Here is a 15,356-nt window from a genome sequence, read left to right on the forward strand (position 1 = left end):
TCTTGAACTGGCGCAGGAAAAGCTTGCCGACACGCTCCAGTCCAGCATCAAGCCCTGGGTGATCACTCAGGCGAGTTGACTGCACCAATCATGAAGAATGACTGCGGAAGGAAAGCACTTGCGAGTATGTCGAGATAGACATATCATCAGCCCTTGAGTCGACCGGAGAAACCACTGATCTGGCTGGATGGCGAGCTGAAATCGCCGCCGTTCACCAAAGCTGCGAGGATCGAAGCGGGCTATCTGCTCAGATTGCTGCAATCCGGGCAACTGCTTGGGCTGCCTCAGTCCAGGCCGATGCCTTCGATCGGAAGGCACTGTCAAGAGCTTCGGATCGTCGATGAGAACAAGACCTGGCGAATGATATACCGACTTGACGAGGATGCGGTCATTCTTGTTCGAATCTTTGCCAAAAAGTCCCAAGTGACACCAAGAGCACAACTTGCTCTGGCGCGCAAGCGACTCGCGGAGTACGACAGAATCAGCAGGGGTGACTGATGGACACGCGAAAGAAAAAGCGACTTGAAGCCGCAGGATGGAAGACCGGCAACGCAGCGGACTTCCTGGGTCTGGAACCCGCCGACTCCGCATTCATCGCGATGAAATTATCTCTGGGCAGCAAGGTGCGGGAGTTGAGGCAGGCAGGCGGCTTGACGCAGTTGGCTCTCGCCAGGCAGATCCAGTCCAGCCAAAGCCGCATCGCCAAGATGGAGGCCGGTGATCCCGGCGTATCCATGGACCTGCTGATCCGCACCGTACTGGCTCTGGGGGCATCGCAGGACCAGATCGCCCGATTCCTGAAGAGCCGCAAGACTTCGTGATCCGGGACGATGCTCCGTCCATCGCGAGTTCCGAACCTGCTCGCGTCAACGACTGCGATACACATTCTTCCTGTTGCCCACTCTGACGACGATCACCAACAGCTTCTGATCTGTGGATGATTCGGTATTGGCCCTGGCGAATACGCCAGCGATCCTGTCCCGACGGTCGCTCACACCCCGGTCCTCGCGGGCTCTCCGTCAGGGGGGCGATGCGTTCGAGGATCCGTGCGACATCTCGCTTGGGAAACGCTCTATGATCCTTGGCGACGGACTGGCGGAAGACAAACCTGTAGCTTGCCATGGGCCATCAGATCCTAGAGCGCTTTGTCGGGATGCTCCTGGATTGAATCCTCCTGGCCGAGGTTGACGCTCTGATGTCATGACGTCAAGGCGCTATTCATCATTGCTCAATTCTTCCAGAAGTGGGTGTCCAGTTTTTCAAGCAAGCAGTCGTGGCGTGGTCGGCAAGATCCTCAACTCCAATCCGACAGCACAATCAGAACATTCATCACTCGCCGATACTCGCCCCGCAACCTGATTGCTCATCCGAGGAGTGCCACATTGGGCGCAGTATACCAAGACGTCAAGTATTCCTGACATCCCACCAATGAAGATCAAGTCCTTCATCAGCCTGGCATTGTGTACATGGCAAGCGATTCCATACTCTAGCGGCCAGTTTGAAGACTGTGATACGTCTGTGGCCACTTCCGATGGAGAGGGCCCGACCGGGAATGGAATTCTTCAACGTGACTCTGCGATTGGACATCCTGCGCCAATGACTTACCATTCGCCATGCGGTTCGTAGAAACCCCGGTTTTCACTCGCCGCTTGAAAGCAATGATGAAGATGACTATCGGGCACTTCAGATTGCATTGCTGCTTGCGCCCGAGCGGGGCAAGTTGATTCAGGATTCCGGTGGACTCCGCAAATTCCGGTGGTCTGGATCCGGCCGTGGCAAGCGGGGTGGAGTTCGCGTGATCTACTACTGGGCCAAAGACCAGCAAACAGTCTATCTGCTTCTGATCTACGCCAAGAACGAACAGGAAGAGCTGAGTGCGTCGCAGCTGGGCATTCTCCGAATCCTGATTCGGGAGGGACTTGAATGAAGAAGGGTGATTTCGAAGAACTGGTCCTGAGTGTCCAGCAAGCAGGCGAGATCCGTCGCGGGGAAGCTCGGCCATCGCGCGTGCACACATTCAAGCCGGTGGACATCAAGTCGATTCGTGCTCGATTGGGCAAATCCCAACCTGAGTTTGCCCAGATGATCGGTGTCAGTGTGGGCACCCTGCGCAACTGGGAGCAAGGACGAAGAATACCCGATGGACCCGCAATGGCTTTGTTGAAGGTCGCGGCCAAGCATCCTGAAATCGTCGCGGCTGCGCTGGCATCGTGACGACCAGAACAAGCATCTGTCCAGCCAATACAATGTCGGCCTGATACTGCATTTCCGGATTGGGTCGTGAGAAATCAGGCGCAGTCAGAAATCACTTGAGCTGTATGCATTGGAAAGGCATATACATGCATATGAGAACGACCCTGAACATCGACAGCCAGCTTCTGGAACAGGCCTCCAGGCTGACGGGCATCCGCGAGAAAACGTCCCTGGTGCGTCTGGGGCTGGAAGCCTTGATCTCCCTTGAAAGTGCACGCCGCCTGGCGGCCCTTGGAGGATCCGAACCGGACGCGTTGGCTCCTTCACGCAGGCGCTCCGGAAGCCCCGCGTGATTCTGGTGGATACATCCATCTGGATCGACCATCTCCGCCAGGGCGACGAGCAGTTGGTGGAACTGCTCAATTCAGGGCTGGTATTGGGTCATCCACTGGTCCTGGGTGAGCTCGCTTGTGGCAACCTGCGCAATCGGCAGGAACTGCTTGGCTTGCTGAAGACACTCCCTCAAGCGCGCACGACGGAGACCGACGAAACGCTCCATTTTCTTGAAACTGCAAAGCTGTTCGGTCTGGGCCTTGGCTGGGTGGATGTGAGCCTTCTGGCCTCGGCGCAGCTGACGGGGTGTCAACTGCTGACCCGGGACAGGACGCTAGCCCGGGCAGCAACACGGCTTGGATCGGCTGGTTCAATGTAGACCTCAGGGCAAAAGCACCACCGAGCGTGTCTGCCTTTCGCCCGCCTGTTCCAGTCCTACCATGTACACACCCCCCGCAAGCCCCGCCGCATCGAAGGTGACCTGGTGCTCGCCCGCCGGCAGCGGGCCGTCCACCAGGCGGCGCACGGGCTGGCCCAGCAGGTTGTAGACCGAGAGCGAGACGCGTCCGTCGCGCTCCAGACGGAAGGGGATCACGGTGCTGGGGTTGAAGGGGTTGGGGAAACTCGGCTGCAGCAGCATGCCGCGGGGGTTCGCCTCGGGGGCGGGCAGCCAGGTCTGGCTGTTGACGCCCGTGATCCGCCGCAGGCTGCGCGGGGCGTAGTCCGAGATGTACAGTGTGTCGCCCGTGGCGCTGGCCACGATGCCGTTGGGGCTGCTGAAAGTGGCCGTCTCGATGGGGCCATCGGCCTGTCCCTGAGTGCCCGACCCGGCCCAGACCTCGGCTCCGCTGCCGTCCAGCGCCACCCGGTAGATCTTCTGGCGCTGGAAAGCCGTCGCGTAGATGTAGTCCCCGCCCAGCGCGATGAAGCCCAGCCAGCCCGGGATGTCGGCGATGGTGCTGACATTGCCATCGGGCAGCACCTTGATGATGGTGCCGTTGTCGAAGTTGCCGATGTAGACATTGCCCTCGGCGTCCTTCTGCAGCCCCACCGGGCTGCTGGCGGGCGGGCCGACCATCCAGTCGATCAGGGTGCCGTCGGGCAGGCGCTTGCTGATCTTGTGCTGCGAGTACTGGGCGATCAGCAGGCTGCCGTCATCCAGCTCAAGCACGCCGCTGGGGCCGCTGATGCTCTCCACCAGCAGGCTGTTGTTGCCTTCGGGGCTCACGCGCATCACGGTGTTTCCGTGGGCGTTGGGCACCAGAAGGTAGCCTTCATGGTCGAAGCTGATGCCGTTGGGCCAGTCCAGGCTGTCGGCGAATTCGCTCACCACCCCGTCCGGAGTGATCTTCGTGACCACCGTCCCGTAGTACCAGGATGCGTAGACATTGCCCTGGGCATCCAGCGCCAGGCCATCGTTGAAGGGCTGGGACCCGGGAACGACGGTCTCGACGGTCTGGGCCCGGGCATTGGCGATCAGACATACTGAAAACAGAAGCCGAAGGGCTTCCTTGAGGCTGAAAGGCATGTGCGACTCCTGTGTGTGGACGGACGGTTCAGGAAACCATGTCATGTTTCCGCGTCTCGCACGAACAAGGTGTTGCACAATGTCTGTTGCCAGCCGGAAGCCACGTATGGCTTGTCGGCGTGCCGAAGTGGTCCGACGAAGGGGCAGAAGGAGACCTTGCGGCGGATCAGAGTGTGCTGCTGCCGCTGTATTCCAGCCGGATATGCAGCGTGCGACCCGGGCGCAGGGCGCTGCCCCAGTCCGTGGCTTCCTGATAGCGGCGATCGAGAAGATTGTCCACCGCAAGTGACAGATGCAGTCGGGAACTGGCCTTCAGATCAACGCGGCTTTGCAGGACCGCGAATCCGGGGCGTGGGTCTTCCTGCCCCAATCGGCTGGGGTGGTCGCGCGCGCCCGCACCCCGCAACTCCAGCAGCCAGCTCCAGCGTGTCCGCTCATGATTCAGCGAGATCCGGCCACTCAACGGAGTCATGTCGGGCAGGGGGTCGCCATCCTCATCACGCCAGCCACGCTGCAGAGTTCCGCTGCCCTGAAGATTCCAGTGAGCAAGCAACTCGCGTCGCAGATGCAGATCGACACCCTGCAGGTGGGCACGACCACTGTTGGCACTGCGCTTCCAGCCACGGGCGAAGGGCACGGGCACTTCCCCGGGATCGGGCAGTCCTGTGATCCAGTTCAGCATTTCGCTGCGCCAGGCAGTGAGCCGGATGTCCAGTGGCCCGGGTTTCCACGCGGTACGCCATTCCAGTTGCACGCTCTGTTCTGGCTTGAGCAATGGGTCGCCCGAGTGGAGGTAGCCATCGGACGCGACATACAGGTAGTAGCCGAAGGCTTCTGTCGTGCTGGGCGCCCGCTGACTCCAGCCCAGGCTCAGACCCGTTTCCAGGGTTGGCTGCACTTCCCAGTCCAGAACCAGCCCCAGACTGGCGGGACAGTCGCTGCGCCTCGAAGGTGCTCCGGGCTGGCTGAGCTGCAGCTGGCGCACACCCTGGCTGTTCAGGGCCTCCATCCGGGCCAGTTCCAGCCGGCCATTGATGCTGGCACGCAGCGTTCCGCGCACCTGCAGCAGTTCCGCCCACAGTGCCACACTTTGATTGCGCACGTCCGGCCAGGTGAGCAGGAACATCGGGGTCGCATTCGCGGGGCGCATCAGCATGTCCGCATGGGCGTGCGTGTTCAGTACTTCCAGCCTCAGAGTCAACTGCCTCGCTCCGCCCGCCGCGCCCATTGCCTGCAGACTGGCTCCGCTGCTGCGGGTATGGCCCGGCATGTCCATGTGCATGCCCATGAGTAGCTCGTCCCGGCCGCTGTCGTCCATCCAGTGATCCACTCGGTTGTGATACAGCTTCCATTCCAGTGTCGCCGGAAGGGCATTCGGCAGAGCATGCCTGCCGCTGAGGACCGCCGCACGGTATCTGGCGTGCCCCACATCCATGGGCAGGGCGGCATATCCGATGTCCCAGCCGTCGTCACCCTGCAGCAGCAGATCCAGTTCGCTTCGTGTGGACGGACGCAGGCGCAGACTGGCGTAGGCATCCACCCTGCGATGACCGCTGTGGGGCTCCTCGCCCTCGGGGCTGAGATAGTTTCCCGCTTCCTCAAAGGAGGAGTGGATGCGAAGCGCACTGCGCGGACGGCTCAGCTCCATGGCCAGGGAGCTGCCCGCCCGGTTCAGCGCATCGGCGGCCCCCAGGCTGAGATGGTGACGCAACAGGGGTTCGGGACTGAAGTGCGCCGGCAGATGATGCAGCTCGATGCTGCCACCCATGCTGCTGCCCAGTCGGCTGTCGAAACCGCCCTGTCGCACGATTGCCCGGTCCACCGCTTCCAGATCCAGATAGCTGGTCACCGGGTCCATCCGGTCGGTGCAGGCCCCGTGCACCACCATGCCGTCCACGCGCAACTGCAGGCGTGACGCACTCAGCCCGCGGATCACGGGGTCCGGGGCAAACGCCCCACGGCGGATCAGACTGATGCCTTCCACCTGCTCCAGGGCCTGCTCCGTGGTGAATGCCCGCTGTCGTTCCTGCTGGAAGCGGGATTCCTCGGCACCTGGCGCCGGGCCCATCACAACCAGAGTCTCCAGGCTGAGCAACCGGGGCTCCAGCCGGATCCGCATCGTGTCACCCATCGCGGGCAAGGGCAGACTCCGGCTCGCATAGGCAATATGGGTCACGAGCAGATGGTCGGTGCCTGGAGGAATCTCCAGCACGAATCGCCCATCGTCTCCGGTGCTGCCCGCGGGTTGATTGCCGGGCCAGATCAGGTGTGCGCCAGTGATCGGACGGGCATCGCGAGCGTCCAGGATCTGGCCGCGAACAACTGGGGAGCCTGGGCTGGGCGGCGCGGCCAGAAGCCACGCCGCCAGCACCGGAGCCCACCCATGCAGTGGGAGTTTCATCGTCCGTCGCCTCAGAATTCGAAAGTGAACACGGCGTTGCCAATCTGGCCCAGCTGACTGTCTTCGAATGTGAATGTGAGCTGCCAGTCACCGGTCATGTTCAGTCCGACGACACCGTCATAGCGACCTGCGGCCAGATGCACGGGGGCCACATTTCCATTGCTCCCGTGACCCATCGAGGGCATCAGCGTGGTCAGCGTGGTCGTCAGATTCTCCACGGGAGGAAAGGACATCATGCTCGCGCGCTTCGCCACCCAGAGGGTCACCGGGTTCTGCCCCACGATGGGGTGCTCCAGTCCGTCCAGCGAAATGAAGTAGCCGACCGTATCGCCGTTGGCCACATGGGTGAAGCTTTTCTGCCAGGGCGTGCTGTGCACGGTCACCGCGGGGAACGCGAATTCCACGGGGTCGCCGGTCGCGGGGTCCAGCTGCAGGCCCAGATCCCAGGTGCCCATGGGTCCCGAGGCCATGATGAACATCACACGGCCCCGGTAGAGACCCGGATGGTCGGCCAGTTCTTCCATGGCCCCCACCGGACAGCTGTGCTGCATCTCGCTCATGTGCATCATGGGTATCAGGGTCAGACTGGCACCCGTCAACGGCTGGCCCTCGTGCAGGATGCGGATCGTCAACTCGTTGTCACCGGTGCCCAGGGCGTCCGTCGTGTAGCAGGCGAATGTGTCGCTGCCCAGTGTGGTGTCGGCCACCATGGTCAGTTCGTCCAGAGGATTGCTGCTGGCTGCGGGATCGTCGTCGGAATCGCAGGCCTGAAAGAGCATGCCCAGAGAAAGAAGTGGCAACAGACGCAGAATCAGAGGGTACATGGGAGGTGTTCCTTTCCAGAGAGAAGGGGAGTGCAGGCAGCCGCGCGGGCGTCAGGCGCGAACCTGCCGCATCCATCGCGGTGCCATGTGCGAATCGTTTCGATCCAACCGGCGTGGAAATGGCGTCACGAACGCGGAGAGCCATCCGACGATCCGCGCTGACGCAGGAAACCGGTCAAGTCAGAACCATGGTGTGGAAAGGGGGATCAGGAGGGCGGTGAGGGCTGCGCGGGCAACGCGCGTGAAAGATGATTGGCGCTGGATGGAAACTCGAACCGTGTGCTCCGCGGGGCAGCCAGGGCGGGCCCGGCAGCGGGCAGCAGCATGGCGGAATAGCTTGGCGCGGGACTCTCGAACTCGCGTGTGTGCGCCTTCTGGCATCCGCAGCTGATCTCGTGAAGATTGCGCGGGTTGAGGCAGGAATCGGCTGCATCGGGGTGCTGGCTGCAGGCGCAGCCACAGTTGCAGTGCGGCATCCCGGCCTGAGTACCGTGGTGAATCGAGACTCGCGGCAGCCCCGTGTTGCCCAGCTGCAGGCCGAAGCACACCAGCAGCAGACAATGGAACAGGATGCGCAGAATCGAGCGGATCGGCACGGTGTTGGACTCCTTTGGCAACGGGCACGGCCCGCAAAGCGGCTGCAGTTTACTCAGACACCGCAGGAGAATCAACCATCGCCTCCCGTTGACCCACCACAGCCCGTCAAGAGCTTTGATACCTTGCGCGCACCCGGCGTCCGCAACTCACCCATCGACGGACTGTCCGGCCATCAGCGAGGAGTGTTCATGCTCACCCAGTTGCGCCGTTCCGGGCATGGCCCCCTGTTGAGTCCTGCCCAGCTGCCGCCGGGGCTGCCCTCTTTTCTGCAGGATGCCAGTTCGGTGTTCAATCCCGGAGCGATCCGGCTGGACGACGGCTCCACCGTGCTGCTGCTGCGCGTGCAGAGCCGCGGGCGCGAGACGGCGCTGTTGCGGGCAAACGCGCGGCCCGGCCAAGCATTCGACATCTCTCCCGACCCTGTGCGCCTGCGTGGACTGGAGCGGATTCCGGGGCAGGTCTTCCATATCTATGACCCGCGCATCACGCGGCTCGAAGGCGAGCTGCTGGTCGTGCTGGCGCTGGACACCGATCGGGGAGGTCGCCTGGCGATCGCCCGCGGTCACGACCTGCAAGAGCTGGAGCTGGTGGGGCTGACCGGCGACGAGGATACCCGCAACGGCGTGCTCTTTCCCGAGCGCATCGGCGGACGGATCTGGCTGCTGGATCGTCCCAATCGCGCCCAGACTCCCGGCGAACCGGCCAGCGGCGAGAGCATTCGCGCCCTGAGCTCCACGGACCTGCGTGAATGGCGCGAAGAGGGCGTGCTCTTCAGTGGCCGGCCCCATTACTGGGACGAGCGCATCGGGGCCGGACCGCCCCCGCTGAAAGTGCGCGAGGGCTGGCTGCTGATGTACCACGGTGTGGCCACCCATTTCGGGGCCGCCGGCATCTATCAGGCCGGGGTGGCGCTGCTGGACCGCGAGAATCCCACCCGGGTGCTGGCCCGCTGCCGCGAGAACATTCTCGAGCCGCGCGAGCCCTGGGAACTGGTGGGCCAGGTGCCCAATGTGGTCTTTCCATCGGGTTGGACCGTGTCTCACCAGGATACCGACGGCTGCGCGCCGCCCGATGCCGAAATCAGCGTGTATTACGGAGCCGCCGACACCTGCGTCGGGCATGCCCGCTGCACGGTGGGCGAGCTGGTGGAGGCCTGCGGGCCGATTGCATGATCGACATTGACCGACTCTTTACTGTGGTGGATTCATGACGAACCCGAGAATTCTCGCGCTGGACATCGGCGGCACCAACACCGCCATGGGACTGCTCGACTCCGGCTGCATCCTGCGTCACGGACACAGCCTGCCCACCGGCGCGGAAGATGGCCCGCGTGTGCTGCTGGAGCGCTGCCTGGCCTGGGCCGCCTCCTGTGGGGTGCCACGACCGGAGATCATCTCGATCGGCGCACCCAATGCCGATGCCCGCAGCGGCTGGATCCAGAGTCCGCCCAACCTGCCCTGGGGAGATGTGGACCTGCGTGCTCTGGTGGGTGAGGTCTGCCCCGGATGCCTGGCCGTGATCCACAACGACGCCAGCGCGGCGGCGTGGGGCGAGGCGACCCACGGCGCGGGTCACGGACTGAGCGACTTCGTGCAGCTGACCCTGGGCACGGGGCTGGGCGGGGGCCTGATCTGCGACGGCAAGCTGGTGCTGGGCGCGCGCGGCTTCGCCGGGGAAATCGGGCACCTGATCGTGCACCCCGGCGGGCGCCTCTGCGGCTGTGGACGCCAGGGCTGCCTGGAGCGCTATGTCTCGGCCAGCGGGCTGCACCAGACCGCGCTGGAACTGGGCTGTGTCGAGCCCTTCAGCGCGCGCTCCCTCCAGGACGACGCCAACGCGGGCGAGATCTTCGCGCTGGACGCCTATCGCATCACGGGGGAAACCCTGGGAGTGGCGCTGGCCGAGCTGGCCGCGATCCTCGATCCCGCGGCCTTCGTGATCAGTGGCGGGCTGGCCGCCGCGGGCGAGCTGTTGCTGGGCCCTGCCCGTGCCACCATGGAAGCCCGCATGCTGCCCGTGCTGCGCGGCCGGGTCGAGCTGCGCACCAGCGCGTTCAAGGGCGCCCATGCTGCCCTGCTGGGCCTGGCCGAGCTGGGCTTGGCGGCGAGGAACCTATCCGATACTCCCTGAGCGAGTCCATTTGACCGCGTCTCTTGCGAACCGTTTTCCAAGCATTTCAATTCATTGAACTTATGGCAGAAGTTTGATTCTGCTGGCAGCAGGATCTCCAGAATCCAGGACCCTGGGCGTCTTTTGCGCGGAAGCAATTCGATCTATTTGCTTCCACGTGTGGAAGCAAATCAATACATTTGCTTCCGTTCGTGAAAGCAATTCGTGCATGTACGACCGGAGGCTTCATGGAGATTCCGAGACATCTGCTTGCAGCCGCCCGGGACAGGTTGCTGCCGGGCAAGGTGCTGCTCCTGATGGGTGCTCGCCGGACCGGCAAGACAACGTTGAGCCGACATCTTCAGGCAAGCTGGCCAGGTTCCAGCCTTTCGCTGAACGGGGATGATCTGTCCGTTCAGCAGGCCCTGGCATCCCGCAGTGAAAAGAATCTGCAGGCACTGGTCGGGGACGCGACCCTGCTGGTTCTGGACGAAGCACAGACGGTGCCGGATGTGGGTGCCATCCTCAAACTGCTGGTGGATACACAACCCAACCTGGCCGTTCTGGCGACGGGGTCCTCAAGTTTCGATCTGGGCCGTCGCACGGGGGAGCCGCTGACCGGCCGCAGTCAACGACTGACCCTTTATCCCTTGGCACAGTGTGAACTGGCACCGATGGAAAGCAGTATCCAGACAAGCAATCTTCTGGGGACCCGCCTTGTATACGGTGGATACCCCGAGATCGTGACCGCGCCCAGCGAACAGCAACAGCGAGAACTGCTGCTGGAGCTGGTCAACGCCTACCTCTTCAAGGACATTCTCCAGTACGATGGTCTGCGGCGTGCCGACAAGCTGGCACGACTCCTGCAGCTTCTGGCGATGCAGATCGGCCGGCAGGTTTCCCTTGAAGAACTGGGCCGTCAGCTGGGCCTGGGGCGCAATACGGTGGAACGCTATCTGGACCTGCTGGAGCAGTGTTTTGTCGTGATGCGCCTGGGAGGATTCAGCAGGAACCTGCGCAAGGAAATCAGCAAGACCTCACGCTGGTACTTCGTGGACAATGGTGTGCGCAACGCGCTGATCCGCAATTTCAATCCTCCTCCCCTGCGAGACGATGTGGGAGCCCTCTGGGAAAACTACCTGATGCTGGAACGGATGAAACGGCTTGAATACGAGCGCCGGTTCGCGAATCGTTGGTTCTGGCGAACCCACGATCGTCAGGAAATCGACCTGGTGGAAGAAGAGGGCGGGCAGCTTTCCGGTTGGGAATTCAAATGGGGCAAACCCGGCCACGAGCGCGCACCCCGGGCCTGGCAAGACGCTTATCCGGGAGCTGGGTATCGTGTGATCCATCCTCAGGACTATCTTGAGTTCATCACCATTCCTGGAGGTTTCGACAGTCCCGGCCCGGACTGACAGGAACTGTCCCATGTAGCGGAGTCCTTCGCCACACGAGGTCTCATGACTCACACGCCACCTTTCACCCTGTTGCTGATCCAGCACTCCCACACGGATGTGGGGTACACGGCGCTGCAGCCGACCATCGCCCATGCGCATGCGCGCTTTCTGCGTCAGGCGCTCGAGATTCACCAGCGCCACCCGGACGCCGGCTTCCGCTGGACCAGCGAGACCTTCTGGGCCATCGAGCAGTACTGGAGGCTTGAGGACTCCGCGGGTCGCGAGCGGCTGCTGCATGCCATCCGCGAGGGTGTGATCGGGCTCTCGGGCAGCTACCTGAACTTCAGCGAACTGGCCGATCTGCCCCTTTTGCGCAGCGTCACCGGGCGCGCCCGAACCTTCGCCGATGCGCACGACCTGCCGCTGGACTCGGCGATGACCGCCGACATCAACGGGCACGGCCGTGGTCTGGCCACGGCCCTGCTGGATCACGGCATCCAGAATCTTTTCACCTGCATCCACACCCACCACGGCATGTTTCCCCTGAAGCGGCACATGGCCTTCCGCTGGCGACAGCCCGATGGGCGCGACCTGCTGGTCTGGAACGGCGAGCACTACCACTTCGGCAACGAGCTGGGTCTGATGCCCGACGCGGGCGCTTCCTATCTGATCAAGGACGAGTGCGACGCGTATACCGTGTTCCACCGCACGGAACTACTGGCGGAGCGGCGGATTCCCCGTCTGGTGCAGCGCCTGCGTGACGACGGCTACACCCGGGATTTTCTGCCCCTGATGATCTCGGGGCTGCGCACCGACAACGGCCCGCCCGGCGAAGGCGTGATCCAGCGCCTCGCGGATTGGAACCAGCGCCACGGAGAACAGTATCCCGTGCGCCTGGTCACCCTGGGAGAGTTCTTCAAGGAACTGCGGGCCTCGGCTGACCCCATTCCGGTCTTCGAAGGCGACTGGCCCGACTGGTGGAGCGACGGAGTGGTGGCGGCCCCCGCGGCCACCCGCCTCTTCCGCCAGGCCCAGCGCCAGCGCGTGCGCCTGCGGGAGCTGGAAGCGCAGCTGCCGGACGCGCCTGCCTGTGACACGCACGAACTGGACGAGCTGCTGGCCCTGTACGCCGAGCACACCTGCAGCCACAGCGACGCCATGAGCCAGCCCTGGCACCCGCTGGTGGAGGGCATCGCGGGCATCAAGGCCGCTTGCGCGGCCCGGGCACTGGAATGGGTCGAAGACCGGCTCGCCCTCGTCCGCGAAAGACTGGGCGATGCGCCCCTGGCCGCGGGACGGCCTCTGGTCTGGACCGCACTCAACAGCTCCACGTTGGATTTCGATGGCCCGGCCAACCTGGATGTGGGACACTACGAGTATCACGAGCGTCATCTGGACCGCGGAGCCCGGGTCATCGACCGGATCACGGGCAAGGAGCTGGACTGTCAGCGGGAATTCATCCCCGGGGCTGCGCGCTGGACGGTGGCCCTGAGTCTGGCCCCGGGCGAGCGCAGAGACCTTGAGTTGCTGCCCCAGGGTTCGAGCCCCGCACTGGGGACGCCGGAAGCCAAGCCCGCGACGCCGGATTCACGGAACTCCGGAACGCTCACCAGCCCTCACGGGCGTCTCTCGTGGCAGACGGGAGAGGGCATCGTGGCCTTCGAGGACGCCACGGGCGCCAGCCTGCTGGACCCAGAGCGTCGCTGGGCGCCCTTCACTCTGATCCATGAACTGAGTCCACCCGCGGACGGGGAATCGATCTGCGGGGTGCGCTCGCGCATGGGCCTGAACCGCAAGAATCCCGATGTGATTCGTTCTTCGGCAACCCTGCAGCGGTTTCTGGACGAGGAGCGTGGGCCGCTGTATCACCAGATCGAGCTCGAATATGCCTGCGCCGGCTGTGGCACGGTGCGACTGCAGTTGCGGCTCTGGCAAGCCTGGCCGCGGCTGGACATCGAGCTGCGCCTGCACAAGCAGAGCAACTGGGAACCCGAGAATCTGTACCTGGCCCTGCCCTTTGCCTGTCCGGGAGGCCACTCCGTGCTCTGGGTTGACAAGGCGGGCGGCATGCTGCGACCCGGGATCGACCAGCTGCCCGGCACACTTCAGGACTGGTTCTGCCTGCAAGGTGGCTTCGCGCTGTGTGGCACAGAGGCTGGTCTGGCGCTGAGCATGCCCGACTCGCCCTTGCTGCAGACCGGACCGCTGGAGTACGGCGAGCGGCGTCTGCATGACCCTGCGGCACCCACTCCGCCAACCGAATTGCACGCCTGGCTGATGAGCAATTACTGGGAAACCAATTTCAACGCCGATCTGGGAGGCTTCCATGGCTTCCGCTTCGTGCTGGGTTGGGGAGCGGGCTTGACGACACCAGTCCAGGCTCAGCAGGAATTGCGCAAGCTGGACCAGGAGCTTGCCATGCTGCGCCATTCGGCTGGGCCGAACTGAGAGATCTTCAATAGCGGTGCAATGTTTGACCGAACCGGAACTTTGGCACTCCTGAGGCCGTAAACGGGAACCGACCCGCCGGAGCACACACCCACCGCGGCCTGGCTCCACCCTTCGACTCCGCAACTCCAGCTCACGGGAGAGACCATCATGCAGGAATTCCTCGACAGGCTGCTGGCCGGGATTCGCGGCTCGCAGATGCTGCGCCTTCTGGTGCTGTGCTTCTGGGTGCTGCTGCTCAAGATTCCGGCGGGCATGGTCGAAAGCCTGGTGCACGAACGCCAGCAGCGCCGCGATGAGGCGGTGGCCGAGGTGTCCTCGAAGTGGGGCCAGACGCAGGCCATCGACGGCCCCGCGCTGGTGATTCCCTTCACGCGCAACTGGACCGAAACTCTCACCGACGGCAGGCAGGTCGTCCGCACGGCAACCTCCCGGGCCGTGTTTCTGCCCGAGAGCCTGCGGGTGACAGGGCGCATCGACTCCCGCGAACGCAATCGGGGCATCTTCTCCGTACCGGTCTACACGCTGGACCTGCTGCTGGAGGGGGAGTTCGCCCGGCCCGATTTCTCGCTGCTGGGGGCTGAACCCGCATCCATCGACTGGGAACATGCCCAGTTGGCGGTGGGCATTGCCGATGTGCGTGCGATCCAGGAAGAGTCGCGCGTGATCTGGAACGGCCAGTCCCTGCCTCTGCTGCCCGGCACGGGAGATTTCAAGGCCGCAGCGGGTGGCGTGCATGCCCTGGCAGCGGTGAACCCGGAGCAGGAGAGCATTTCCTTCCGTGTGCCACTGCTGCTCAACGGCAGCCAGAGTGCCTGGCTCACTCCTTCCGGCAAGACCACGCGTGTGACGCTGGAGTCCAACCACCCCGATCCCGGTTTCCAGGGCAACTGGCTGCCCACGTCACACAGCGAGGGACCCGAAGGCTTCACGGCCGACTGGACCATTTCCTGGCTGGGGCGCAACTATCCCCAGGCCTGGCAGAACAACGAGGTCAGCGCCACGCAGCTGGAGCAGTCGCGCTTTGGAGTACAGTTGGTCAATCCGGTGGACCAGTACCGCATGGCCGGGCGCAGCGTGAAGTATTCGGACCTGTTCATTCTGCTGACCTTCGCCTCGATCTGGCTGATGGAAGTCCTGGGACGGATCCGCGTGCACGGCATCCAGTACCTGCTGCTGGGTGCGGCACTGTGTCTGTTCTACTTGCTGGAGCTGGCGTTGTCGGAGCACCTGGGGTTCCCTCTGTCTTACCTGCTGGCCAGCCTGTCCATCCTGGGAATGGTCGGCGGGTATGCGCTGGTCATGTTGCGCAGTCCCGGACGCGCCGGATTGCTGACCGCGGGCGTGGCCCTGCTATATGCCTACCTGTATGTGGTGCTGGGCAACGAGGACTCGGCCCTGCTGGTCGGCTCCATCGGGCTGTTTCTGGTGCTGGGGCTGGTCATGGTCACCACCCGTCGGGTCGACTGGTCCCGGGGTGCGGCCGCGCCACCGGCAGGACCGCCGCGCTGAGCGGGCCACTTCGG

14 protein-coding genes and 1 pseudogene are annotated in these 15,356 nt (G+C 63.6%); 11 read left to right on the forward strand and 4 right to left on the reverse strand.

The annotated features are described in order from the left end of the window. Positions 1 to 153 precede the first annotated feature (153 nt). From H6678_13660 to H6678_13685, 6 genes and pseudogenes are all read left to right on the forward strand, one after another. Positions 154 to 498, forward strand: coding sequence for a type II toxin-antitoxin system RelE/ParE family toxin (locus tag H6678_13660; protein ID MCB9474841.1), 345 nt, complete (start codon positions 154 to 156; stop codon positions 496 to 498). Then, on the forward strand, positions 498 to 821 hold the full coding sequence (locus tag H6678_13665) for a helix-turn-helix domain-containing protein (protein ID MCB9474842.1): 324 nt from the start codon (positions 498 to 500) through the stop codon (positions 819 to 821). The genes H6678_13660 and H6678_13665 overlap by 1 nt, the downstream gene beginning before the upstream one ends. Before the next feature lie 792 nt (positions 822 to 1,613). Continuing rightward, positions 1,614 to 1,927: pseudogene (locus tag H6678_13670) on the forward strand (type II toxin-antitoxin system RelE/ParE family toxin). Next, positions 1,924 to 2,214, forward strand: coding sequence for a helix-turn-helix domain-containing protein (locus H6678_13675; protein MCB9474843.1), 291 nt, complete (start codon positions 1,924 to 1,926; stop codon positions 2,212 to 2,214). Before H6678_13670 ends, H6678_13675 begins: the two are co-directional and overlap by 4 nt. A gap of 131 nt (positions 2,215 to 2,345) precedes the next feature. Continuing rightward, complete coding sequence (locus tag H6678_13680; GenBank protein ID MCB9474844.1) at positions 2,346 to 2,546, forward strand: type II toxin-antitoxin system VapB family antitoxin; 201 nt, start codon at positions 2,346 to 2,348, stop codon at positions 2,544 to 2,546. Further along, entirely contained in the window at positions 2,543 to 2,905 is a 363-nt protein-coding gene (locus H6678_13685; protein ID MCB9474845.1) for a PIN domain-containing protein, read from the forward strand. The genes H6678_13680 and H6678_13685 overlap by 4 nt, the downstream gene beginning before the upstream one ends. A 3-nt stretch (positions 2,906 to 2,908) precedes the next feature. Here the strand turns inward: H6678_13685 and H6678_13690 are convergent, their stop codons facing one another. From H6678_13690 to H6678_13705, 4 genes are all read right to left on the reverse strand, one after another. Then, a complete protein-coding gene (locus H6678_13690; protein MCB9474846.1) occupies positions 2,909 to 4,054 on the reverse strand; it encodes a T9SS type A sorting domain-containing protein in 1,146 nt (381 codons plus the stop codon). A 166-nt stretch (positions 4,055 to 4,220) separates the two neighbouring features. Further along, a complete protein-coding gene (locus H6678_13695) occupies positions 4,221 to 6,455 on the reverse strand; it encodes a TonB-dependent receptor (protein MCB9474847.1) in 2,235 nt (744 codons plus the stop codon). A gap of 11 nt (positions 6,456 to 6,466) precedes the next feature. Further along, positions 6,467 to 7,279 (reverse strand): hypothetical protein, encoded by an 813-nt coding sequence (locus H6678_13700; protein ID MCB9474848.1) that lies wholly within the window; start codon positions 7,277 to 7,279, stop codon positions 6,467 to 6,469. A gap of 206 nt (positions 7,280 to 7,485) precedes the next feature. Beyond that, on the reverse strand, positions 7,486 to 7,875 hold the full coding sequence (locus tag H6678_13705; protein ID MCB9474849.1) for a hypothetical protein: 390 nt from the start codon (positions 7,873 to 7,875) through the stop codon (positions 7,486 to 7,488). A 189-nt stretch (positions 7,876 to 8,064) separates the two neighbouring features. On the opposite strand from H6678_13705, the gene H6678_13710 reads away from it, so the two are divergent. The 5 genes from H6678_13710 (at position 8,065) to creD (ending at position 15,342) form a co-directional block, all read left to right on the forward strand. Continuing rightward, the gene (locus H6678_13710; protein ID MCB9474850.1) at positions 8,065 to 9,048 is read left to right on the forward strand and encodes a glycoside hydrolase family 130 protein; all 984 of its coding nucleotides are present in this window, start codon (positions 8,065 to 8,067) and stop codon (positions 9,046 to 9,048) included. A 34-nt stretch (positions 9,049 to 9,082) separates the two neighbouring features. Beyond that, on the forward strand, positions 9,083 to 10,006 hold the full coding sequence (locus H6678_13715) for an ROK family protein (protein ID MCB9474851.1): 924 nt from the start codon (positions 9,083 to 9,085) through the stop codon (positions 10,004 to 10,006). 227 nt (positions 10,007 to 10,233) lie between these two features. Beyond that, complete coding sequence (locus H6678_13720) at positions 10,234 to 11,400, forward strand: ATP-binding protein (GenBank protein MCB9474852.1); 1,167 nt, start codon at positions 10,234 to 10,236, stop codon at positions 11,398 to 11,400. A gap of 45 nt (positions 11,401 to 11,445) precedes the next feature. After that, a complete protein-coding gene (locus H6678_13725) occupies positions 11,446 to 13,830 on the forward strand; it encodes a glycoside hydrolase (GenBank protein MCB9474853.1) in 2,385 nt (794 codons plus the stop codon). 150 nt (positions 13,831 to 13,980) lie between these two features. After that, positions 13,981 to 15,342: a cell envelope integrity protein CreD gene (gene creD, locus H6678_13730; GenBank protein ID MCB9474854.1), complete on the forward strand. Its 1,362-nt coding sequence runs from the start codon at positions 13,981 to 13,983 to the stop codon at positions 15,340 to 15,342. Positions 15,343 to 15,356: the final 14 nt, after the last annotated feature.

This window comes from Candidatus Delongbacteria bacterium (assembly GCA_020634015.1).
Classification (GTDB): Bacteria; CAIWAD01; CAIWAD01; order CAIWAD01; family CAIWAD01; genus JACKCN01.